This window comes from Spirochaeta dissipatitropha (assembly GCF_054657935.1).
Map to the genome: position 1 here is coordinate 1 of NZ_BAAHXT010000021.1, position 24,218 is coordinate 24,218.

General features: G+C 48.8%; 20 protein-coding genes and 1 riboswitch. Of the genes, 17 read left to right on the forward strand and 3 right to left on the reverse strand.

Annotated features, from left to right (window positions below; genetic code table 11):
- The 13 genes from ACYQ2L_RS16290 to ACYQ2L_RS16350 all read left to right on the forward strand — a co-directional run.
- A partial coding sequence (locus ACYQ2L_RS16290) for a hypothetical protein (protein WP_460057972.1) occupies window positions 1-204 on the forward strand: 204 nt, incomplete at its 5' end.
- A 230-nt stretch (window positions 205-434) separates the two neighbouring features.
- Window positions 435-2,828, forward strand: a complete 2,394-nt coding sequence (locus ACYQ2L_RS16295; RefSeq protein ID WP_460057974.1) for an ATP-binding protein — start codon at window positions 435-437, stop codon at window positions 2,826-2,828.
- A 252-nt stretch (window positions 2,829-3,080) separates the two neighbouring features.
- A riboswitch (TPP riboswitch) is annotated at window positions 3,081-3,195 on the forward strand.
- Window positions 3,196-3,276: 81 nt separating this feature from the next.
- Window positions 3,277-3,909 carry a YkoF family thiamine/hydroxymethylpyrimidine-binding protein gene (locus ACYQ2L_RS16300; RefSeq protein WP_460057976.1) on the forward strand — a complete coding sequence of 211 codons (633 nt, stop codon included), beginning with the start codon at window positions 3,277-3,279 and terminating at the stop codon, window positions 3,907-3,909.
- The gene (locus tag ACYQ2L_RS16305; protein ID WP_460057978.1) at window positions 3,909-4,496 is read left to right on the forward strand and encodes an ECF transporter S component; all 588 of its coding nucleotides are present in this window, start codon (window positions 3,909-3,911) and stop codon (window positions 4,494-4,496) included. Before ACYQ2L_RS16300 ends, ACYQ2L_RS16305 begins: the two co-directional genes overlap by 1 nt.
- A complete protein-coding gene (locus ACYQ2L_RS16310; RefSeq protein WP_460057980.1) occupies window positions 4,486-6,033 on the forward strand; it encodes an ABC transporter ATP-binding protein in 1,548 nt (515 codons plus the stop codon). Before ACYQ2L_RS16305 ends, ACYQ2L_RS16310 begins: the two co-directional genes overlap by 11 nt.
- Window positions 6,024-6,824, forward strand: coding sequence for an energy-coupling factor transporter transmembrane component T family protein (locus tag ACYQ2L_RS16315; protein WP_460057982.1), 801 nt, complete (start codon window positions 6,024-6,026; stop codon window positions 6,822-6,824). The genes ACYQ2L_RS16310 and ACYQ2L_RS16315 overlap by 10 nt, the downstream gene beginning before the upstream one ends.
- A gap of 558 nt (window positions 6,825-7,382) precedes the next feature.
- Window positions 7,383-8,870, forward strand: a complete 1,488-nt coding sequence (locus ACYQ2L_RS16320) for a TolC family protein (RefSeq protein WP_460057984.1) — start codon at window positions 7,383-7,385, stop codon at window positions 8,868-8,870.
- Window positions 8,867-10,081 (forward strand): efflux RND transporter periplasmic adaptor subunit, encoded by a 1,215-nt coding sequence (locus ACYQ2L_RS16325; protein WP_460057986.1) that lies wholly within the window; start codon window positions 8,867-8,869, stop codon window positions 10,079-10,081. Before ACYQ2L_RS16320 ends, ACYQ2L_RS16325 begins: the two co-directional genes overlap by 4 nt.
- A complete protein-coding gene (locus ACYQ2L_RS16330) occupies window positions 10,081-10,854 on the forward strand; it encodes an ABC transporter ATP-binding protein (RefSeq protein WP_460057988.1) in 774 nt (257 codons plus the stop codon). Before ACYQ2L_RS16325 ends, ACYQ2L_RS16330 begins: the two co-directional genes overlap by 1 nt.
- Entirely contained in the window at window positions 10,851-12,038 is a 1,188-nt protein-coding gene (locus ACYQ2L_RS16335) for an ABC transporter permease (protein WP_460057990.1), read from the forward strand. The genes ACYQ2L_RS16330 and ACYQ2L_RS16335 overlap by 4 nt, the downstream gene beginning before the upstream one ends.
- A gap of 4 nt (window positions 12,039-12,042) precedes the next feature.
- On the forward strand, window positions 12,043-13,347 hold the full coding sequence (locus tag ACYQ2L_RS16340; RefSeq protein ID WP_460057992.1) for a sensor histidine kinase: 1,305 nt from the start codon (window positions 12,043-12,045) through the stop codon (window positions 13,345-13,347).
- Window positions 13,344-14,654 carry a sigma-54-dependent transcriptional regulator gene (locus ACYQ2L_RS16345; protein ID WP_460057994.1) on the forward strand — a complete coding sequence of 437 codons (1,311 nt, stop codon included), beginning with the start codon at window positions 13,344-13,346 and terminating at the stop codon, window positions 14,652-14,654. The genes ACYQ2L_RS16340 and ACYQ2L_RS16345 overlap by 4 nt, the downstream gene beginning before the upstream one ends.
- Window positions 14,655-14,714: 60 nt before the next feature.
- On the forward strand, window positions 14,715-15,476 hold the full coding sequence (locus ACYQ2L_RS16350) for a hypothetical protein (protein WP_460057996.1): 762 nt from the start codon (window positions 14,715-14,717) through the stop codon (window positions 15,474-15,476).
- Here ACYQ2L_RS16350 and ACYQ2L_RS16355 read toward each other — a convergent pair.
- Window positions 15,467-16,696, reverse strand: coding sequence for a methyltransferase (locus ACYQ2L_RS16355; protein WP_460057998.1), 1,230 nt, complete (start codon window positions 16,694-16,696; stop codon window positions 15,467-15,469). The genes ACYQ2L_RS16350 and ACYQ2L_RS16355 overlap by 10 nt on opposite strands.
- A 20-nt stretch (window positions 16,697-16,716) precedes the next feature.
- On the reverse strand, window positions 16,717-17,760 hold the full coding sequence (locus tag ACYQ2L_RS16360) for a metallophosphoesterase (RefSeq protein ID WP_460058001.1): 1,044 nt from the start codon (window positions 17,758-17,760) through the stop codon (window positions 16,717-16,719).
- 283 nt (window positions 17,761-18,043) lie between these two features.
- On the opposite strand from ACYQ2L_RS16360, the gene ACYQ2L_RS16365 reads away from it, so the two are divergent.
- The 4 genes from ACYQ2L_RS16365 (at window position 18,044) to ACYQ2L_RS16380 (ending at window position 22,561) form a co-directional block, all read left to right on the forward strand.
- Window positions 18,044-20,287, forward strand: coding sequence for an NADP-dependent isocitrate dehydrogenase (locus tag ACYQ2L_RS16365; protein ID WP_460058004.1), 2,244 nt, complete (start codon window positions 18,044-18,046; stop codon window positions 20,285-20,287).
- Window positions 20,288-20,601: 314 nt separating this feature from the next.
- Window positions 20,602-20,727 (forward strand): hypothetical protein, encoded by a 126-nt coding sequence (locus tag ACYQ2L_RS16370; protein WP_460058007.1) that lies wholly within the window; start codon window positions 20,602-20,604, stop codon window positions 20,725-20,727.
- Between the two features lie 597 nt (window positions 20,728-21,324).
- Window positions 21,325-21,960, forward strand: coding sequence for a CPBP family glutamic-type intramembrane protease (locus ACYQ2L_RS16375; protein ID WP_460058013.1), 636 nt, complete (start codon window positions 21,325-21,327; stop codon window positions 21,958-21,960).
- 379 nt (window positions 21,961-22,339) lie between these two features.
- Complete coding sequence (locus ACYQ2L_RS16380; protein WP_460058009.1) at window positions 22,340-22,561, forward strand: hypothetical protein; 222 nt, start codon at window positions 22,340-22,342, stop codon at window positions 22,559-22,561.
- 852 nt (window positions 22,562-23,413) lie between these two features.
- Here ACYQ2L_RS16380 and ACYQ2L_RS16385 read toward each other — a convergent pair.
- Window positions 23,414-24,218, reverse strand: an 805-nt coding sequence (locus ACYQ2L_RS16385; protein ID WP_460058011.1) for a Fic family protein, incomplete at its 5' end; no start/stop codon positions are given.

A 24,218-nucleotide genomic window follows, 5' to 3' on the forward strand; every position in this document is an offset into this window, starting at 1 on the left:
GGGCACGAGGAACGTGAGGGGAACGAACGCGGCTTGCGCAGCAAACGCGTGGTTCCACGTACCGCAGTGCGCAGCACGAGGAACACGCGAAACGAAGACAGACGAAGTCTGGCTGAGCAGCCAGGCTTTTTTTTGTCCAAAGGACAAAAAAAAGGGGTCCCTGGCAACGACGTAGTACACTCCGACAAAGTTATTTACGTATAACTCTACCTTATTATTCGATTTCTTGAAGTACTGTCCGAATTTTAGTTTTCTTGACGTGAATACATAACTATGGAACAATCTATAATAGATGTACTCTATACCGTATGTCACACTAATGCCAGGAGGAAATTACACGCAGTTTTGTAATTTCTTCTGAGTATATGGAATACATATGTAATACTGGTTTTGCTGAAAATGTTCAGTATGCACAATGGTCAAGGAGTCTTTGGATGGGTACTGTTGAATCACCAATGATTGGTCTACTGATCGGGTCGAGTACGGCTCTATATTCCCGTACGATTACTCAAAATCTACATGCAGCAACCCAGAAGTTTGGATTTAAATTAACCTGTTTTCTTTGTAATTTTTTACGTTATTACACAGACGATATACCGGAAGATTACTTTATACTTGATTTTGTAGGAAGCAGTTCACTGGATGCCCTTATTATTGGTGGCATGGTCAGTGATAAGGTCTTGAAAAGAATAATTCAAAGAAACAACGAGCGTACAACTCCGGTTCCTATTGTTTGCCTGACAAATAAAGCAGATGAAGTACATTCAGTTCTTATCGATAACAGTGCAGGTTTTCGTGAACTTATGGCCCATTTACTGGACCATCATAAATTCACCCGTCTTGCACTTATTGGTGGTCCCAAAGGACAGTCCGAAGCAGAGGTCAGGAAAAACGCATTTATTCAGGAGATGGAAAAACGGAATCTTGAAGTGCGCGAGGACTGGATCGTTCATGGAGATTTTCACACGAATTCCGGAGCGATTGCCATGAAGGAGCTTCTGAAGTCCGATGACCTTTCATTCGAGGGAGTAGTTGTAGTTACAGATCCAATGGCTGTCGCTGCGCAGAAACATCTGGAATCAGCTGGATACAAGGTTCCAGATGACATATTTGTAACTGGTTTTGATGATATGCTGCCCAGTTCCTTGACCACCGTTCGACAACCGTTCAAGCTACAGGTGCAAAAAGCCGTAGAGCTGATTCATGAAAAACTCAATGGTGAGCAGGTAGATGCTTGCCTGGAAATTCCTTCTATGCTCAAGATTCGGTCAAGTTGCGGCTGCGGCAGCCGGGATCTGCTTGAGCATCTCTCAGATTTTATTCTCAATAATGAAATAATGTATGCTTTTTTCCAGAAACTGGAAACCTCGTTTCTGGAATCACTGGAACAGCGGAACCCTGACATATTTCTTTCTAAGCTTCTGGAATACATGAGTGATGTTGCTTTTGGTTTTACTGGTTCAGAATTCACTGGCGCTGAATGGCGTGTAGTTTTTCGATTGATTGAAAGAAATATTCGGATAAAAAGTAATAGTAAATTCGATACCGACTATGTCGATTTTATTCTGGATAAAGCGCTGATGATTGTCATGAATGCACCACTGAATGCAGATACTGCAGAGCGGTTTTTCTCCGAAGAAGAGTATTTCACCTTGATTAAATTGAATCAAAGCTTGAACAAGACATCGAGCCAGCCTGAGTTAATTGATCTACTTGCCTCCTCTTTACCAGAATTAGGCTTCCGTGGAGGTCGGCTTGCTCTTATTTCGGCATCTGGTAAAAAAGCCTCGCTGAAACTTGTATATAATGAGATTGAACGCAAATTTCTTCCAGAAGAAGGTGTAGTTTCCTCATTACATGATCCACATCCCGAGTTGTTCAGACAGACCGATAACCCGGATCTGATTACTGTGGTGCAGCCTTTGTTTTTTTACCAGGATTTAAATGGCTTCCTGTCAGTGGATGCTAATTTGATTGCACTTGATGTTCTTGATACTCTCAGTTCTCATATCAGTAATACAATTCGCTCTATTCGTTTGTGGGAAGAGCGGATTCGGTCCGAGGAGCAAATGATTCAGTCCGAGAAAATGGCTGCTCTGGGAAAACTGGTTGCTGGTATTGCTCATGAAATCAATACACCGATCGGAATCGGACTTACTACCGCCAGTGATCTGAGACTGAGGGCAGAAGAGATTTTAGAGCATCACGGTCAGGGGAGCCTCACTCGGACACTGTTCTACGACTTTCTGCAGATTCTTGATGAAGAAACATCTCTGATTGAGGGTAATCTTGTTCGCGCTGCTGATTTGATTCGTAGTTTTAAGACAATTGCAGTAGATCAGTCTAATGAAGAGTTCAAGAGCTTTAATCTCAAGCAATATCTTGAGGATATTGTGACCAGCCTTAAGCCTAAATTAGGTAAGAAAGGCTATTCAGTAACAATTTCCTGCTCTGATGAAATTGCCATGTTTGGACCACCGGGAACTATCGCTCAGATAATCAGCAATTTAGTTACAAACTCCATAGTCCATGGTTTCGATTCCAAACCTGGAGGAGAAATCATGATAAACTGCTCGGCAGATAAAAATAGTGTGCTCATTCATTATTCAGATAATGGCAAAGGTGTGAGCAGGGAAATAGTTGAGGACATATTTGAACCATTTTTCACTACCAGAATGGGACAGGGGGGAAGCGGACTTGGCCTGTACATTGTGTATAATCTTATGCATAGAATATGGAAGGGAAACATTCGCTGTGAGAGCAGTCCCGGCATCGGAACAAGTTTTCACATGACCTTTGCAGTTGATTGCCGAGATCCCAAAACCTGAAATGCTATCAGTCGAATGGTTTGATGAACCGTTGATAATACAGAAACAAGCGTACACCTCAGGTCGTGAGTAATCTGTCTGTAGAATATTACTGTTCCTGCCGACACCCTAAATCGAATATCCACAACCTTCTCTTACGGTAAATATTTAATTCATTAAAAATTAACACCCGCTATGCCGGAAAACATCATCGACTGTTGACAGTTTTGCTCATCTTTTTTAGACTCTCCGTATCAAGTAAGCAAGCACGAAAACAAGCCGCCGGGGGGTCCTGTCATGCAGGACTGAGATAGGGGAGCAATGAGCCCCTGACCCGTTGAACCTGATCCGGTTAGTACCGGCGTAGGGAGAGCGCAAGACAGCAGGTGAATCATCTCCGTACAGGAGCGTTTCCTCTTGTTCAAAGCCGCCTCTCGACAGGCGGCTTTTGTGTGCTCAAGGAGGCTCTATGCTTATAGGCTGTCAGTTTTCTCTCTATCCCATGGAGAGCGACTTCGTACCAATAATCCTCGAGGCCATTGCCCCGCTTAAAAATCGTACAGATTTACGGGTGGAAAGCGATGACCTGAGTACCTATCTGGCAGGTCCCAGCCAGACCGTGTTCGATGCGGTTCATGAGGTATATGCCGCTGCCTGCCGCGCCGGAGGTCACGTAGTCCTGTCTGCGACCTGGTCACGCGGTTGCCCGGGTGAACCCGGCGACCCGATCTGCACCCCGGACGGTGGTGATATTCAGAATGAATCACTGCCCGTGAGATCCTCTCATGGCAACGGTATTATCAGCGCTGCACAGTGCGCCCTGTATCCAATGGGTAATCCAGATTATATGCAGGAAATAGTCCGTGAGATCGAACTGTTCAATCAGGCAGCTCAAAAACCAGCCGTCGACCTTGAGGTATCTCCAAAGCATTTCTGTACCCGGCTGGATGGAGAACTCAGTCAGATTTTCCACCAGCTGGCAAGTGCCTTTGTCCGCTCTGGACAGACAACTCCTCACGTAGTACTCACCGCAACCATATCCAAGGGGAGTCCCAGCGCTTCCGCCCCGCATAATCGTCGCAAAGAAAAGGAGAACATATAATGAACACATCAGCAAAATGGAATCTGAAGGATATTCTTGGTCTTATTGTTATATCGGCTGTATTCGGACTGTTGTACCTGGGATGGGTGCAGGTATGGATGCTGCTGCAGGGCATCATCGGCCCGTTGGCAATGGACATAGTGTTTGGCGTCTGGTTCTCCGGCGCAATTTTCTGTGCGCTCATGTTTCCCCATCCGGGGTCCGCATTCTATTCCGCAATGGTCAGTGTTATTACCCAGGTATTTGCCGGTAATCCCTCCGGGCTGGTTATGCTCCTGACCGGACTGGTGCAGGGTAGCGGCTCTGAAGTCCCCTTTCTGTTCACGAAATACCGCCACCGCAATCTGATCATGAGTCTGGTCGCCGGGTTTGTAACCGCCCAGTTCAGTTTCGTATATACCTGGTTTCGCTTCAGCTACTGGACCCTGTCACCCGGCTACGTAATCAGCATGTATGCAATCCGCAGTCTCAGCGGCGTCGTACTCGGTGGGGGGCTGGCCTATGTGCTGTATCGAGCAGTAATGGCATCCCGCGGCCGTGAAACAGAAGGCAGTGAGCTTGAGGATAGTGAGCAGGATGCAGACTGAGTCAATCAATACCAGCGCCAGCCCCGATATCGGTGCCGACACCAGCACTATAACCAGCCCCGGTATCGGTGCCAGCACCAGCGCTTGCCAGAATTCACCTGGCACATCAAATGGCAGATCACACGGTGCATTAGTCTCCCAGGCCCTGCTTGAACTGCAGGGCCTGGGCCTTTGCTGGGCCGGCCACCGTCAAAGCCTGTTCGAAAACATTAATCTGCAGGTGTATCCCGGTCAGCAAATTCTGCTGTCCGGTGACAATGGCTGTGGAAAAAGCACACTGCTGGCAGTCATAAAAGGACTGCTGCGCTCAGAGGAAAACTCTCCGCATGAAGCAGTCTGTCATCTGACAGGGCGCATACTCTACAAGGGCCAGGACACAGGCAGCAGAACAGCAGCCGAACGCAGTGAAATAGGCCTGGTATTCCAGGATCCTGACAGTCAGTTCTGCACCCTGAACGCCGACGACGAACTCTACTTCAGTCTCGAACAACTGGGTATGGCCCGACCGGAAATGGAACTCCGGTACAATGAATGTGTACAGCGCTGGCGGCTGCAGAACCTGGTATCCAGGCGCATCGATCAACTCTCCGGAGGTCAGAAGCAGCTGCTGGCTCTGGCAGCAATAATGATCCAGCAGCCCAGACTGCTTCTACTGGACGAAATCACCAGTCAGCTGGACCCCTGGGAGCGCGAGTACCTATGGCACGGACTGCAGACCATGCTCTCAAATCAACCCGAAACCGCCATGATATGTGTCGATCATGCCTATTCCGGCCCCCATAATGACCAGCTGATGCACCTCAGATTGGACACAGCGGGACTGATCCCCTCTGTCCCTGTCCAGGCCGCACCAACAGCCCCTGGGTACGCCACATCTGCAACCTCGGCACAGCAAACAAGACCCACAGCTCAGCGGCACCTGCAGGAAATACAGAGTCAACTCCCGGCCCACACCGGAAAAGAAATCACCCGTCCGCTGGTCTCAGCCCGCAATATCTCCTACAGGTATCGATCTGCCGCCGCCCCTCTGTGGTCAGGAGTCAATATCCAGCTGCCCGCCGGGAAAATCCTGGCAATAGTCGGGCCGAACGGCAGCGGGAAATCAACCCTGCTCGCCGTGCTGGCAGGACTGCTCAAACCGGGTGAGGGAAACATATCACTGCCCCGGCGTCGGCTGCTGATCCCGCAGAACCCCGAACACCTCTTTCTCTATAACCGGGTATGGCGCGAGCTCGGATCAGATCTGGAATCCGCCATGCCGGTCCTGCAGCACTTCGGTCTGGCTCGCAGCAGACAGTACTCACCATATCGACTCAGTCACGGACAGAAACGCCGCCTGAACCTGGGGCTGGCACATATCAGCACACCGGAACTGCTGCTGCTCGATGAACCCACCCAGGGTCAGGATCCCGCCTTCAGAACCCGGATTCTGCAGGATATCACCGGACATGCCCGTCGGGGAGCAGCCGTTATAGTAGCTACCCATGACTGGGATCTGGTACAGACAATAGCTGATGAGGTACTGCTATGCGGATGAAAATGATGGATCACATTGAAAAACCTGGCTGGCTGCAGTCCTGCAACCCCGTCGTCAAGCTGGGCTGTGCCCTGTTTTCCGTACTGCTGGCAACCATACTCTGGGACCCCTTCAGCCTGGCCGCCGGAGCCCTCACCGCGGTTCTCCTGGTCTGGATCGGCGCCCGGATCCCGCCATACCGCCTGCTCCCTGTACTCGGCATGTTCGCCATAACCGTCTGGAGCCTCGTGCTGGCCAATAACGTATTCGGCAACGCCGAAGCACAGCTGGATGCCCGTTGGAATCCCGGACTGATCCTCGGCCTGCGCATCGCCAACTTTGCTTTCTGGGGAATCGTCTTCAGCTTCACCACAAACCCCCGCGACCTGGCATTAAGCCTGACGCAGAATCTCGGCATCTCTCCAGCAGTCAGCAGCGGCCTCATGACAGCCCATCGCCTTCTTCCCCTCATCGGCGATGACATGATGTGGATCCGCAGATCACTCAAACTACGCCGCCTGAACACCCGTGAACACAGAATCGTCCGTTCACGATTCCACAGCTGGCTGGCCACCGCCCGCGGAGTACTCCTGGGAGCCCTACGACGCGCCGAACGGGGAGCTCAAGCCATGGAAGTCCGCGGCTTCTCACTCGACAGCAAACGCAGCACATCCACAGCCGTATATTACCGCAGCATTCCAGTACGCCGACGGGACATAGCCCTAATCGCATTCACCGCCCTGCTGTGGATCGCAATACTCCTGACTGCACATTACGCAGGCACCTTGCGCTTCTGGGGTGCCGACTGGTAGTCCGAATTCAAGTACGGCATAGGGGCTGTCCCCGGCACCCGACAGCCAAGCCACGAGCCCTCGGTCATAGATCCCGCCCTCCAGCCAGTCTGCCGGGGTCGGCGAGCTCCGGAGTGCGGCTGACGCCTCCCGTCCCGGTACGGGCAAGCCCTGCCCGGGACCGCCTCCGGCGTCCTCCGCATGCCTCAGCCAGGATTTGTTGAGTAGTTAGAAAACTCCACAAAGATTTCAATCATTTCATTATCCTGCCACTAATTAAATCTATATTCAGGGATTTGAGAAAATGTATGCGTTTTTCTGTCGTAAGTTATGGCAGGATAATCTTTTATCGAATAGTTTTTGTGGAGTTTTCTAACTACTCAAGGAAACTCCCTACTGTGTATTTATTACACAGCACTTATCTATGGGATGCGTAAAATAGTTACAGTTACATGATTTTTTCTGCTTGTGTCCTTGTGCTCTGGTATAGCTCTTCGTTATAACTTGCTTCCGGTAAACAACTTGCATATTTCTGCTTTTTCGTGCCCAGCCTGGCACGTGAATTGCTTCATGTAGATCATGAGACGTTACAGGAAAAATTTAATTATATCTCTGGTAGGATTGTGCTTCGGGCTGTCCTTCAGTACGGGTCTTGCTGCCAACGACACTGCTTTGTCGCTTGGGGATCTTGTATCCATGGCGATACGGGAGGATAGGGTGATTCAGGGAATACTGCTGGATCAGAGAATTTCGGGACTCAGAGATGATGCTTCGGAACTACCGACCTATGCAGCCATTGCGGTGCAGGGCAGTCTGTCTGCGGCACATCAGGTGCCGGCGAATGCTTCAGCTTACAATGTAATCAGTGGTGGTCCTGAGTTGGTGTTCAGGTGGGGAGAGTCGGGAAATACCAGTTTGCAGACTGCCGCAGATATCAGACTGTATCTGGATGATCAGCTTTCGAATAATAACAGTATTGCCCCTTCGCTGCAGCTGAGTCACAGAATTACTGATGTGCTCGGAGGTCAGCGGATTACGACGGATGAAATCCGAAAGCTTCAGCAGGAACTGCGCCAGGAAAAAGAACTCAAGGATAGGGCGGCATCAATTACCGCGCAGATATTCAGCATTCTTTCTTCTGTTCTTGACCAGCAAAGAGTCGAGTTGAATGCACAACAAAGCCTGGCCGATGCCCAGCTGAGCAGGGAACAGCTCGTTACGGTGCAGCGTAGGGATCCTGAGAGTCTGCAGGTTCTGCAGGCAGATGACCGCATTATTGCAGCTCGGATAGACATAGAGAATGCGCGCTCACAACAGAACATTCAGCTTGAAAGTCTACGTAGACTCACACGGAATCCGGAGATTCTTCTCAGTGATCTCCAGAACATTCCAATTCCATTACCGACTGAAATAGCCATGCCTGCACTACCGGAGCTCACCAGTTTTGTCTCGTATCATCAATCCATGCTGAGCCTGGAACTGGTACGACTTCAGGACGCAGCCACATTTCAGGGACCGGTCAGAAATCTGAATCTATCAGCATCTGCAGCCAGTACCTATCTGCCGAATCAGGGCAGTCTAGATTCATTCAGGATTGCGGCGAGAGGCACCTTGAATGAAGGTACTAGCTGGTCGCTTGGACTTGAACTGTCCTACAGCAGCAATGAGCGCCTCAGCGGCCCGGTTCTCGGGCTCAATGGCTCATGGTCACCCGATGCAGGCTCCTGGCAATCAGAACAGAATAGAATCGAGCGTGAAATTTCCCGGATCAACCTCGAGCAGGCAGAGATACAGTATCAGAACACCCGTGAGGATATACAGAACACAATTCGGGATTACGATACCCAGATACGTCAGCAGCAGTTGTCTGCTGAAAGCTGGAACAGGCGCCTGGCTATCAGTAAGGCCACCCTGGCTGAAGCCATCAGATCATTTGAAGCCGGTTTGACGACACAGACCGCAGTGGTTCAGGCGCAGCTGAATCTGGACTCACTGCTTCTTCAGGGAAGAACACAGAGCTTGTCCATGCTTTCACTTATAGAGAACATAAAGAGGAATACAATATGAGTTCAGATCTTTTAAAGAAATCCAGCAAAATCAAATACATAATTATCGCCCTTATATTGATTGCAGCGGTATCTGTACCTGTCTGGTTATTTTTGATTCAGCCACGCTTGCGTACGGATTCGCTGCAGAACGAACAGACAAGCGCGCTCGATAACACGGGTGCTGCTAGAACTGCGGCCCGCGGAAGCACAGCGGGCTTCAGCCAGGAGATGTCCGTTGGCGACCCTGTGCCGGTGCAGGGTGAAATTTATACAGCCAGCCTTGTGCCAAGCAGGCAGGGGGTTGAGATATCCGGCAATCTCCAGCCGGGAAATTCTTCAGATGCTGTCTTTATGACTGCTGGAATTATAACCGAGCTGCGTGTGAGTGAGGGGCAGGCTGTCAGGCAGGGACAGGTTCTCGCCAGGCTGGATACCACCGATGTTCAGTATCAGCTGGCGTCCAGGGAATACGATCTTGAACAGGAACGTCTGTCAGGCAGCCCTCGGCGCCTGCAGCTTCTGGAAATGCAGTATGAACAGCTGCGGCGTCAGCTGAATGACTACGTTCTGACTGCCGCTATAAGCGGCCGTGTTTCTGCAGTTCATGTAGAGCAGGGCAGCAGTGTAACGAGAGGACAAACAGCCCTGCGCATTATCGATACGAACTCCTATAAAGCACAGGTTCAGATCGATGAGCTGGATATTATTCGTGTTTCACCGGGCCAGGAAGTCGAAGTATTTCTGGATGCCCTGCCGGATGTGAATCTCTATGGATCGGTTGAATCAGTCGGTCTTGAAGGAACAGCCACCGGGCAGGGCTACGCAGTTGTTCCGGTACGGATCAGCTTTCCCGAGGCGGACAGCAGGATTATTCCAGGTTTCAGTTTCAGCGGTTCAATTTATGTTGCCGGAGAAGAAGAGGCTGTAATAGTCGACCGGAGAGCAGTACAGACAATCCGGGAACCAATGGGGATTGTATACTTGGTAGATGAGAGCGGCAGGGAAGCCGTTCCGGTCACTGTTCAGTATGAAGCCTTCGGACAGCTGAATTACCGGATTACTGCCGGAATCGAAGCAGGCAGCAGACTGATGGGGATACCGGCTGCAGGAACCGCCGGCGGGAGCGGCCTGCCGACTATCCGCATTCCCGGGGTTCCCAACACAGGAGGCCTCCCGGGATCCGGAGCACAGCCTGCGGGGAATTTCCGGACAGGAACAGGGAGATTCTAATGAGTGTACGCCTGGAGACCCCCCAAGGATCTACATTTCCCGTTCCTGTAATTGAAACCCGCAACATTCAGCGTTACTACACCATGGGGACTGTAGTAGTACAGGCCCTACGGGGAGTATCAATCAGTATTGCTACCGGTGAGATGACGGCCATTATGGGACCCTCAGGATCGGGAAAGTCCACGTTGATGCATCTAATGGGCTGTCTGGATACGCCGACAAAGGGTGAACTTCTCATAGATGGAGTCCTGACGTCCAGGCTGAAAGAAGCCCGACTCGCCCAGCTTAGAAACCGGAAAATCGGATTCGTGTTCCAGCAGTTCAATCTGCTCAATCAGTCAAGCATACTCGAGAATGTTGAAACACCGCTGCTCTATGCAGGTATCCCCCTCATGAAGCGCCGGAAACTGGCGCTGGAAGCACTGGATATGGTTGGTCTGTCGGATCGGGTCAAGCATCGGCCGACCGAGCTTTCGGGTGGACAGAAGCAGCGAGCTGCAATCGCCCGTGCTATAGTTAACAAGCCGTCCTTGTTGATCGCAGATGAGCCGACTGGCGCTCTGGATACCAGAACCGGGCATCAGATCCTTGAACTCTTCTCGAATCTGAATCAGCAGGGATTAACGGTCCTGATCGTAACCCACGATCCGGCAGTCGGGGATTCCTGCCGTCGCGTGCTGACAATCCGCGATGGATTGATCAGCGAGGAATTCTTCGGTGAAAGACCGGGGACAACAGCGGGCATGCATATTGCTCAGGGGATAGTAGAATGATATTCGAGAATTTTCGACTGGCTTTCCGCAGTCTTGGCAGTAACAAGCTGCGAACCCTGCTGTCCCTTCTGGGAATTGTGATCGGGGTAGCCTCGGTTATTGCTATAACCAGCCTCGGCGCCAGCGCGGGCCAGAGCATAACCAGTGCGATTGCGGCTGCGGGACTTGAAACCATGACCGTTTCCCCGCAGGGTCAGAGTCGGGAAATCCGCAATCAGTTTACTGAGGAACTCGCCGAGGCCATGCAGCGTTTTGTCCCGGGAATCGCGGCTGTGCTTCCGGCTCACAACTTTTCGGTTCAGCTGAGGGCTGATGGCAATGCCTGGGGCGGTTCTGCATCAGCGGTAATGCCGCAGCATTCCAGCGTGCTTGATTATCAGCTGCAGGATGGCAGGTTTATTTCAGAGGATGATATCGAGAATCGCCGCTCTGTTCTGGTTCTGGGAGCATCGGTTGCTGAGGAACTCTTTCCGGAGGGTAGTGCCGTAAATCAGCGGATTCGTCTGGTATCCGGAAACCAGGTACGAAGCTTCGAGATTGTCGGTGTAATGGCTGAAAAAACCAGCGGATTCGGATTGAACTATGACACCACAATTTATGTACCGTACACAACCTACACCCAGCGCTTTACCAGAACCGCTGTAGTCGGTACCTATATTGTCCGTGTTATTCCAGGCTATGATCCAATGAAGGTCTCATCCGATCTAGGGGCTTATCTGGATGTAATTCTTGGTACCCGGAACTATCGTATTCTAAGCCCTGCCACGATAGCCGAGACCGCAAGCCAGGTCACCGGAACATTGAGTATCTTCCTTACTGCCATTGCTGCAATCTCTCTGCTGGTCGGAGGAATCGGAATTATGAATATTATGCTGGTAGCCGTAGTCGAGCGAACCCGGGAAATCGGCATCCGCAAGGCCCTCGGCGCCAGACCTGTAACAATTCTGGGGCAGTTTCTGATTGAAGCAGCCGTTCTGACCACAATCGGCGGTCTGCTCGGTATGGCTATCGGAATAGGACTGACCTCCATAGTAGTTCAATATATTGATTATCAGTTCGTGCTCGATATGAACGCCGTGAATATTGCTGTCGGTGTCAGTATGGGCATCGGAATCTTTTTCGGCCTCTATCCGGCATTTCGTGCGAGCAAACTTGACCCGATCAGGGCTTTGAGTTACGAGTAGTAGTATGAGAAAACAGGGTTTTCCGGTTATTGCATTATTGGCTGGTCTTTATATTCTGATAGCGATTCTGTTATTCGGATTTTTCTCTGGTTCACAGACCCGGAATATACTGCTGCAGCAGTATCAGCTGGAGCAGGGACTGGCGCAGATGCTGACCATGCTGCAGTTCAACCCTGATATGGAAATAGCACAGGGCAGGGGCGACCTGCCGTTTCAGATAACAGGTATCGGTATATATGATCAGGAAGGAAACAGCATTTTCGTGAGGGGTCAGGCACCAGCTGTAATCAGTATGAGCCGGGGTGAAGCGAGAGAAGATCTCATGAACATGGATGATTCCGATCGCATAGTGTATATCCGACGTTTTCCGGTCGGCTTGCCGGGTAGAATCGCTGAAACGGGCCCTGATCAGTCCCCTGTAATCCGGGATGCCGAGAGATCCGTATCCCGATCGCCGGTTCCGGTGAATGGTCTGTCTGACTGGCGTCTGACGCGCCGTCCGATGGCGATGTACATAGAGGCTATTCCTCTCGAGCAGTCAAGTGCCTGGTCATATTCCTGGCCGGCATACGCAGTTATTATTTCATTGCTCGGTATCGGCTTTGTCTTTTTTGCCCATGTCTATTTCAGGAATCAGCAGTATCGGCAGGTGCTGCTGGAACAGGAAAGCCTGGTCACCCTCGGCGAAGCGGCCCGCACAATCAGCCATGAGATCAAGAATCCCCTGAGTGCCATTGGTCTGCGCCTGAGTATTCTGAAATCACAGAGCAATGCCGAAGCTCAGGAAGATCTGGGCATTATACAGCAGGAGGTCCAGCGCCTGGAACGTCTATCCTCCAAAATCGGTCAGTTTCTCAATAATCCCGGAGGGGTTCCGGAACCGGTGAACCTCAAGGATTTTATTCAGAATCTGGCAAAACGGTATCCGGAGCGGGTGCATTTTTCTGCACCGGGGATTGAAACAGAGGGTGATGAAACGCTGGTATTCATTGATCCCGATCATCTTCGCTCCATCGTGGAAAATATCCTGGTTAATGCACTGGAAGCCGATCCATCCGGCACGGTGCGGATCGAACTGCAGAGGAAAAAGCACTGGGTCAGGCTGTATGTCATAGATTCGGGGCCTGGAATTGTCGAAGAATTGGGAGACAGAATATTCAGTCCCTTCGTTACGACCAAGGCGCGCGGCAGCGGAATCGGACTGGCCATAGCCCAGCGTTTTGCGGAGGCTGCGGGCGGCAGTCTTGAATGGAAATCGAATCCAGAAGGTGGTGCAATTATGATTGTGTCACTGCCGGAGCATATATGAACCTCCTCGTAATTGATGACGATGACAATGTTCGCAGCAGCCTGATCAAGTATCTCGGTCTCTATGGTTATATTGCTGAGGGCGCTGATCATCCCCTGAAGGCTCAGGCCATGTTGAACAATAAATCCTACGATGCACTGCTGCTTGATCTGCGCATGCCTGACATGGATGGACTTGAGTTTCTCGCCTGGCTGAACAGCGAAGGGTTTCTTGTTCCGGTGATTATGATTAGTGCCCATGGCGAGCTGGGCGATGCGGTGCAGGCCATGAAACTTGGAGCCCGGGACTACCTTGCCAAGCCATTTGATTCCGAAGAACTGCTGCTGCGGGTACAGCGACTCAATGATGAGATAATGCTGTCGAAGCAGGTCAAAAGCCAGGAAGCAGTGAATCAGCGTAACCATGGATACCAGCCCTCGGTATGCTTTTGGGGTGACAGCCCGGCCATGATCAGGCTTCAGTCAGAGATGGAACGAGCCGCAGCTACTGATGCCAGCATTCTGCTTCTGGGAGAGAGCGGGACAGGTAAGGAAGTCGCTGCTCGCTGGATTCATGAACACAGCAACCGGGCTGATCAGCCATTTATTCCCGTGAATCTTGGCAGTCTGAGCCTGGTTGAGAGCGAACTCTTCGGATACGAAAAAGGTGCCTTTACTGGTGCTGACAAACGGCACCCCGGTATTTTTGAATCCGCACAGGGTGGAACCGTTTTTCTGGATGAAATAGGTGAACTCCCGCTTGAGGTCCAGCCGAAACTGCTGCGTGTACTTCAGGAGGGAATGGTTAAACGCATGGGGAATCCACGGGAGTTCCCGGTGAATGTGCGGGTTATCGCCGCAACAAACCGTGAGCTTGAACTCATGGTCAAGGAAGGCAGTTTCAGGCAGGATCTGTTTTTCCGGCTCAACATTATTCCCTTTACCCTGTCTCCTTTACGGCAGCGGAGACAGGATATTCCCGGGCTCATTGAAATACTTCTGGAACGGATTTCCAGCCGAATCGGCAAGAAGAATCTTGGAGTGGATTCACAGACAATGGATTTTCTCATGCAGTATGATTTTCCCGGTAATATCCGCGAGCTCGAGAATCTGCTGGAGCGGTGGGCAATATTATCCCCTGATAATGTTATACGCGGGGAGACTGGAATTCCAGCGGACAAGCATCAGGACTATAATCTGAAGGCACACGAGCAGAAACTCATTGGAGCAGCTCTGGCCGCCCATGGGAATAACAGGACTCATACTGCAGAGGCACTTGGAATAACAAGGAAGACCTTGATCAGTAAAATTCAGGAGTATGGATTATGATTCACTGCAGCAGCATCGCTGTCCTTGACAGCTTTATATATTCACTGTGATACTTTCAGAATGAGCGATCGAGAACTGAGCGGAGATGAGCTGAAGAGTCTGATTCACAGGGCTGCCGAGATTGACAAGCAGGAGCAGCTTCCGGATGCGAACGGCAAGGACGCTGTATCCAGCTATAAACTGGATGAAGCTATTTCCATTGCTGCAGAAATTGGTGTTTCGGAATGGGCAGTGCTTAAGGCCGCGGCAGAAAGAAATCTGGTAGAAACAGAAGGTAGGAGTCTTCGCTTTATAGGCGCTCCGCTTAGTGCGTTTTCTCTGGATGTTCTGGAAGGATCCTGTTCAGACTCACAGCTGAAGGAACTGCTGCCCACTTTACCTGGGATTCTTTCACATGCCGGGGACGGCTATGTACAGGAGGGATATCTGCACTGGACCGCCGATAATTCATTCAGTAATCAGATGAAGAATTCCGGGGTTCTGAGCTGTGATGTCAAGGTGAGTTCCCGGAATATCGAGATTATCTGCAAGGAGAAACACGGACAAACAGCCGCCGGGCTTTTCGGTGGCCTGATTGGCGGTACGGGCTGTGGTGTCGGCTTTGGAGTCGGTTTCGGGGTTGGCATGGGCGTACTGAACTCACCGCTCTTTGCCATTCTCTTTTCAGGTTCTATGATTGTTTCCAGCATTTTCCTGGCTCGTTTCAGTTACAGAAAACTCCTGGAATCCCGCAAAAAATTCCTGTCTGAATCTACTGCCCGAATCCGCGATTATCTGGGCAGACACCTGCAGTCCGGGGCTGTGGCTGAATCTCAGGATTGAAGCCTGCAGATTGTATAGCCAGCTTTCTGCATGACAATCCTGCAGACCCTGAAGTGATCAGTAAGCACACCATGATAGCCAAGCGAAGTATTGGACACCACGTAGATACTCCCCTCCGCTGTCAATCGCTTCCCGGCCTCAAGCAGCAGCCGGAGGGCAAGCTTTCTGTTTACCGTTCCGTGCTGGTGAAAAGGCGGGTTGCAGAGGATCACATCGAAGCTCTCGCCGCGCGGTAATTCTGTGTCCAGCTGACCAGCATCCATTACCAGGAAACGCGCCTCGACACCTGGCTGCAGCATCGCGGCATTTGCATTAAAGCTGTCCTTTGCCGAGCGTACAGCCATACGGGATTCATCAATCGCGGTAATGTGGGCATCAGGGTAACGGCTGGCCGCGCTCAGAGCCAGCAATCCATTTCCGCAGCCTATGTCAAGTATGCGACATGCGCCTTCCGTGCCGGGCAACTTACCTGACTTGATGAAGCTGGCCAGCAAGGCTGATCCGGAATCGATTTTTTTCCTGGCAAAGGTATTGGGGTGTTTCAGAAGCAGCAAGCCCTCCCATTCCTCTGTTTCTATCGGTGAATATGAGGTATCGGTTGGAGCGGCATCCGTTGACGCCTGTGCATTCTGTTTATCCAGGAACAAGAGCCGTGCTTTCTTGACAGCCCTGCTGCTTTCTGTCCTGCTGAAGAGTCTGCCGACCATTTCGAAGAGGGCTGGAGGCATCTGTCTGGTCATGCCGGCGACAATCAGCCTGGCATCTTCGCTCATGAGAGGAATGCAGGAATGCAGCAGATAATCGAGATAGTTCAGCTGCTTCGGTACCTTAATTAGTATGAGATCGAATCTGTGCTGTTGATCCACGTCTGATTCGAGACAGCCCAGTGATTCGAGACCGTCCAGAATCTGAACCGATGCGGCATCAATTTTGTTGTGACCCAGATTTTTCATCAGAGCGATCTCAGCCAGTTTTGAATCGTTGTAGTAGACCGGGGAATATTCTGACAGACTGCAGGTCAATGCACCGAACTGATCATTGATAACGAGAATCCGTGGTGCGTCGCACCTGGCTGTTGAGTCATGCCCGGAATCAGCTTCGGACAGCCAGCCGAGCAGAAGCTCATCCGCTGCATCCCAGGCCTGCAGACTCGCATTATCCGTTTCCGGGTATCGCTCCAGTGTGAGAAGTGTATCTGCCAGCCTGGCGGTTTTAATCATAAAACTGTGTATAACATGAATCAGGTCAGCAGGTGAATCCTCGAGAAGATATACTCAAGGTTCTCTGTCTTGATTTCGGTTTCATAATAGCTGGTACCGGGCAGGTTCTCTGTCTGATATTCCTTGTAGAGCAGATACTTTCGTGATCGGGTCTTGTCAAACCAGTATTTCAGACTGATTTTTTCTGCATCCAGCTCGATACAGGTGATTCCCCGTTTTCCCAGTACACACCCGGAGTTGAACATGCAGGGCACAACAAAGGAATCATGATAGATATTGCCGAGATCTGAGGTGCTGTCAGCTGCCAACTGTTCGAGATGATTTTTGAGATCCTGTATTTCTGCCTTGATTCCTGTCTTCTCTTCCGGCCCTGCAGAACTGTACAAGCGGCAGAGGCGCTCGATATTGTATTTCACAAAATCTGATTTCGATAGTGACTCGAACAGGGGCCGGTGGGTATGACCGATAATCGATACAATACGCTTCTGGATGGTGAACTCGTAGATACGTGATTCCATGCGCTTGCGCTTCCGGTTGTCGTGGCTGACAGAGGTGAAATGAAAGGGCAGTTTTCTTACAAGGTGCTTCAGGGCAAAGCCCACATAATCGTTGTAGACGACATAGCGGCGGGAAGCCTGGTGACCGTGGAAAATAAAGATCTCATCTTCTCCGATTTTATACCGGACTGCCTCCCTGACAGGGGTGGGGAGGGGGTTTTCTCCCAGCAGCTGCATGTCATGGTTTCCGACAATCCGGATCAGTCTGCCGTCTTCATGGAAATTGTTGAAGATTTCATACATCTTTGCCCAATGACTGCTTATTGAATATAGTGGAAATTTCTGCAGTTCCTCAACATCTCCATTCAGAATCAAGAGGTACCCGCGTCTGTAATATTCCTGCAGTACAGCCAGGGTCAGTTCGGCATTGAATCTGAAATCATCCTTCCGGCCGCCGTTTCCGGCATGAAAATCACTGAAGATAACGATTGGAGTCTTGCCCGGGAATGGCTCCGGGGGAGTTCGCTCGAAGAGATTATTCATATTATGCAGTAGAAATTCTCCCATACTGTACTCCTTCTATTTAAATACTACTAAAAATGCAGACAAAAAACACCAGTCTGTATACACGGATTGGAATACTTCCTGAGTAGTTAGAAAACATCACAAAGCTCGCAGTTAAGCTCTTTTCCTGCTGATAATTAAACCAATGCCACGAGAATAAAAGAATTAGCTATGCTTTTCTGCCTTAAGTCTCAGCAGGAAAAACATTTGCTGAATTCCTGTTGTGATGTTTTCTAACTACTCAAGAATACTTCGCAAAAGTCCTGCTTTCGGCTACAATCAAACCATGGAATCAAAATCAGATATGAAACAAGTTATTGTGTACACCCAGGTAGACGAAGCGCCGGCACTGGCAACCTATTCTCTGCTGCCTGTCATACGAACCTTCACCGATGCGGTGGGAGTAAAGGTCGAAACCCGCGATATCTCTCTTGCCGGACGGGTACTGGCACTCTTCCCCGATTATCTTCGTGAGGATCAGAGGGTTCCGGATGATCTTGCAGAGCTGGGCGAACTCGTTCATCGACCGGATGCAAATATAATCAAGCTGCCGAATATCAGTGCCAGTGTACCGCAGCTTCGGGCAGCCATTTCTGAACTCCAGTCTCTAGGATATGCTGTACCCGATTATCCGGAGGCCCCGGCCGACGATACAGAGCGGGATATCCGTGAGCGATACGACCGTGTGAAGGGAAGTGCGGTAAATCCTGTTCTTCGGGAAGGAAACTCCGATCGCCGCTCAGCTCATTCGGTCAAGGAATACGCCAGGGAATTTCCTCATTCCATGGGTGCCTGGAGCCCTGATTCAAAATCCCATGTCGCAAGTATGGACTCCGGTGATTATTACGAGAGTGAAAGTTCATGCACCATTGCTGCTGATGATACCGTGGAAATCCGCTTTTCACCCTTATCCGGGGCTCCACAGCTGCTCAAAAGCGGCATTGCACTCAAGGCTGGTGAAGTAATTGATGCCGCAGTACTGCGCAGGAAAAATCTTCGGGATTTTATTGCCCGTGAAATACAGGCCTCCAGGGAGCAGGGAATTCTGTTCTCGGTACATCTGAAAGCCACCATGATGAAGGTCTCTGATCCCATAATTTTTGGACATGTTGTATCGGTTTTCTTCGATGAGGTATTCAAAAAATACGCCGGGATTTTTGCCGATCTGCACATCAGCCCCAATAACGGACTGGGTGATCTTTATGCAAAAATCAGCAGCCTTCCCGAGGATCAGCAGACAGCAATCAAAGCAGATATTACCAAATGCTTTGAGGAAGGTTCTGCTGTGGCAATGGTAGATTCGGACAAAGGCATCAGCAATTTTCATGTGCCCAGTGATTTCATTATAGATGCCACCATGCCTGCCGCAATCAGAAACTCCGGACAATGCTGGGGCCCGGATGGCGCTGCCGCCGATACAAAATTCCTGATTCCCGACCGCTGCTATGCCGGAGTGTACCAGACCGTAATTGAAGACTGCAAGAAGCACGGAGCATTTGATCCCCGAACGATGGGCAGTGTAGCAAACGTCGGTCTCATGGCGCAGAAGGCAGAGGAATATGGATCACATGACAAAACCTTCGAAATCCCGGCTGATGGTCTGGTGGAAATTGTTGATTCCCGAGGGACTGTCCTCCTGTCACAGCAAGTAGCATCCGGGGATATATTCAGAATGTGCCAGGTCAAGGATGCCGCCATCCAGGACTGGGTGCGGCTGGCAGTTGAACGCGCCCGCCTGACCGGAACACCAGCTGTATTCTGGCTCGATGAAAATCGTGCCCATGATGCGCAGCTGATCCGGAAGGTACAGACATACCTCGGAAACCACGACACAAAAGGCCTTGATATCCGGATACTCGCGCCTGCTGAAGCAACACAGTTTTCAGTAGACCGGGCCCGAAAGGGTGAGGACAGCATCTCGGTAACCGGGAATGTCCTGCGGGATTATCTCACCGACCTTTTTCCAATACTTGAACTAGGAACCAGCGCCAAAATGCTCTCAATTGTACCACTTATGAACGGCGGTGGCCTTTTTGAAACCGGAGCAGGCGGCTCCGCACCGAAACACGTACAGCAATTCGTGAAGGAAGGACACCTGCGCTGGGACTCACTCGGCGAGTTCCTTGCACTCTCGGTATCCCTTGAACACCTGGCCCGGGTTTTTGATAACACCGGGGCAGCATTGCTGGCAGAAACCCTGGATGCCGCCACCGGAACCCTGCTGAAAAACGGAAAATCTCCACTGCGCAAGGTCGGTCAGCTGGATAACCGCGGCAGTCATTTTTATCTTGCACTGTACTGGAGCCAGGAACTAGCGCAAAAGGTCAGTGATCCCGCGCTCAAACAGCGATTCCAGGCACTCGCCGCCGCATTGGCTCAGAACGAAAACCAGATCCTGAAGGAACTGGAAGAGGCTCAGGGCAAGCCGGTGGACATTGGCGGCTATTATCGACCGGACACCGAAAAAACAGCAGCTGCAATGCAGCCGAGTCAGACCTTCAACTCTGTTATGCATACATTCAGAGAATAGGCGAGGATCACAATTGATTGACGTTCAGCAAGTATCTATTTTAAAATGGGTAGCAGAGCAGATTCGCTCCAGGATAGAAGCCGTAAACCCAATAAAATACGAGGAATTGTTTGGCTCGATTCAGGGGCAAGAGCTGGTACGACCCGACCAAAACTGTTTCGATGTGGATGTTTCCAGGGAAAGACTGTAGTATGCGATATCGATATTTTTGTACATGGAGGAAATTGTAAAATTACCTGCAATTTCCTCCTCGCATCATTAGCGAATTCTCAAGTTGTTTTATGTAAACAACTTGAGAATTTATAATCTTGCGAATGCTCATGCAAAATGTAATTTTGCAAAAAGCTCGTGAATTAAAGAATCGTTTGCCTTTTTTATTAAAAGTAGGGTTTATTATCGGTCTGATTGCTGGATTTATTATTGTGTATTATTATGTATAAAATCAGATGATTTTCGGGGAGCAATCAACAACTCGAAGCAGCTGTATGGCACCACCTGGCTACTGTTAAGGAAATCAGATGATGCTTTGGGGCTGCCCCCGGCATTTGTTCGGATAATGTCATTTGTACTCCATGGCTGATTCTCCTATTGCACACATGCCGGGGTCGGCGAGCTCCGGGGTCCGGCTATCGCCTCCCGTCCCGAACGGGGATTCCCCCGCCCTGGACCGCCTCCGGCGCCCTGCGCATGCCTCAGCCGAAGAACGGAAAGCGCGACTTCCCGCCGTAGAAAGAAGCCAGAGAGGAAATTGCAAAATTTCGTGCAATTTCCTTGAAGTCGTGAAATAGATGCGCTAAATAAAAGGAAGGTTGGACAATGCAACAGATAAAGTGTAAGGAGTATTCAATGGAAACGAATTTTATGTTAGTAGATAGTGTAAATGAACTTGAGTCAATCGAAGGTGGCTATAATGCCGGTTACTCATGTAGAGCACGCTAAGCGTGGCACAATTTAATCGTACCATTGGCCGTTATAGCCAGTGGTGCTTTTTATACAGTGAATATTTTCACTTGCCCTTACTATTGTTTAGTCTTTATATGCTTTTCGCAGTAGTTGGAGAGTTCTTGAGTATTCCTCCTGTCACGAATCCTCGAATATTTCAGCCAAATCAATTAGCAATTAATATATACGTCATTATTATAGGTCCTTTTTTCGAGGAATTGCTTTACAGATTTGCACCGATTAATATCATGAAAAAACGGATATACTTAAAGATATTCATTATTGTGATCATCTTCACTTTTTTACACATAACTCCATCATATGGTGTCCCTTTTATGTTTATCAGGATCATTCCCATTTTTTTACTTGCGATTTCTCTATCTTTTATATATTTGCAAACGGGAAGCCTTCTATTGATATGTGTTTTACATATGTTTTATAATAGTTTGGTTGTGTTGTGGGATATTTCGTTCGCTCTTTCTTTTCCTGAATGGAATAATTTCTGGTCACATATATCCTTTGTGGGAGGATTACTCCAATCATCTTTTTTTCTTTTTACTGTTTCCCTCATGCTATTTGCTTTTTGCTTGTTTTTATATGCCAGGATCCGGCTGCTGCTTGGAAGAAAACGTTTGGCTGACTATGCACGTTTATCTGTTCAACCGGTGTACTCGAATTGGCTGATCATAATAGTAGCCTTAACTGGTCTAGAGACCCTTGTTTTAATGTGAGTTTAAATGTCCGAAGGGTGGGACAATTACACAAATTGGCTTAAAACTACAGCTGGGGATGTCATCAGAGGTGCCTTACTCAATATGATATAAATGGAGGATTGAATGTTTGGAAGTTCCAGAGGAGGATCAGTTGCTATAGGAGCGCTTAGTGGTACATGTATTTGTTCGTATTTTGTGTTTCAATTTCTAAAGAATAATAAAAAATCGCTACACATTAAAACTATAATCTGGTTTGTATTTATAGTAATTTTAGGTGGAATCATTGGAGGTGCAATAGCATTTATTGCCATACAATTGGGGATTATAACTATTCTGCTATGTTTCAAGGAAAAATGCATAATTAATAGGATTTTCAAGATTAAACGTGGAGAATTAAATGTCATCTAAAGTGTTGATTGGCAGTGCAAGAAGATCATTAATTGCATCTGTATTAATGTATATAATTATTTTGTTACAAGAACTATTTTTCGTTAATTTCTTCTTTCTAAAAGAAGGGAAGTTTTTTATTATTGTACTTTTTACTGTGGGTGTATTGCTTGCGGTTTTAGACTCTACCGGAGTTAAGAATTATTTTGAAAAATTATTTTTAAAAATGTAACTGTTGATCGATATTTATATATTGGAAACAATGGAAAAATAAAACTACCGATAATTGAGTTTTTTTTGACAATATTTTTATTAACACTCTGGTTGATGCTATTTTAAATTTATAGATGTGTACCTCGGGCTGCTCCCGGCATTTGTTCGGATAATGTCATTTGTAATCCATGGCTGATTCTCCTATCGCACATGCGCGCATGCCTCAGCCGAAGAACGGAAAGCGCGACTTCCCGCCGTATAATCTTGCGTATGCTCATGCAAAATGTAATTTTTCAAAAAGCTCCAGATCGTATTAATCTAATTAATCTCAGCAATTTTTCTTGAAGTCGAGAAATAAATGCGCTATATAAGAAGGAAGGTTGGACAATGCAAACAGATTTGACTCGTACATCAGCTTCCGAAATCATCACACAATGGTAGTAATTACAATTTTTCATATTAAGGATTTTGTATGAGAGAGAATATCATCACAATTACAGTTGCCGTTTTTGTTTTTATAAGCATTTTCATACTAAGGATTATAAGGTCAAGGTATACACTCAAGCAGTTCTTGGCAGATCAACAATCCCGGATCGAAGCAGTGAAATTCAGAAAATTTTCCTATCATCAATATGATGAGTATAGGCGGGAATTAGCTTGTTATTTTACCGTTAACATTGGGAGTTTGCAGACTGATTTCATAGTGTTTATGAACGGTAAAGTCGTAGAAATGTAGATGGTAATTATGTTCTATTAAATTATTATTTTGGTTTAATTTTAATTTCAATTCATATTCTTGGTAATGTTCCTTTAATCGGATTTCTGGGCAGCCTGGAAAAGTTCGGAAAAATCATTAAGCAGAAAGCTGAAGTTACTCATGAATTTTCCCGTACGTCAATAATTGAAGAAGCCGTTTATTTACAAAGAGCTTTTCCCTGCCAAATTCTTCCTCGTTGAGGACTCCAATTCCTGTCAATTGTTTCAGGTAGACTGAAGCAGTCTGGCGACGAGCGATACCTTTATCGACCAAGGAATTGATTCGGCAGTAGGGCTGCTCAAAGATTAGCTGAATGAGTTCATAGCTATAGATTTTTGGAAGCTGCTTCTGCACCAGAGCAGATATCTCCTGCATGAGCTCTCGAATCCGGGAAATCATAGAACAGGTCCACCGGGAAACCTGATTAACGCCACGGAGCATAAACAGAATCCAGGCCTCCCATTCCCCATGACGGGTGACCGACAACAAGCGACGGTAATATTCGGATTTGTTATGTACAATGTAGCGACTTAAATAGAGAATTGGCAGGGTGAGCAACTCCTGATCCATAAGATACAGGATGTTCAAAATTCGCCCGGTACGGCCATTGCCATCGGTGAATGGGTGAATAGCCTCAAATTGATAATGGGCAACAGCCATGACAACCAGCGTATCCAGATCAAAAGAGGTATGGAGGAATTGCTCCCAATTTGACAACATATCTCGCAATAAAGTTTCTCCCTCGGGAGGAGTGTAAATTACTTCATCATTGCGGGGATTAGCAACGCAGGTCCGGGGCATGGTTCGAATATCCATAGATTTATCTTTGATGGTGCTACAGATTCTCACCGCAGTTCCGGTATTGAGGGGACGGGTTTTTAATTCGGCCCCCCCTTGGTAAAGAGCAGTACGGTACCGC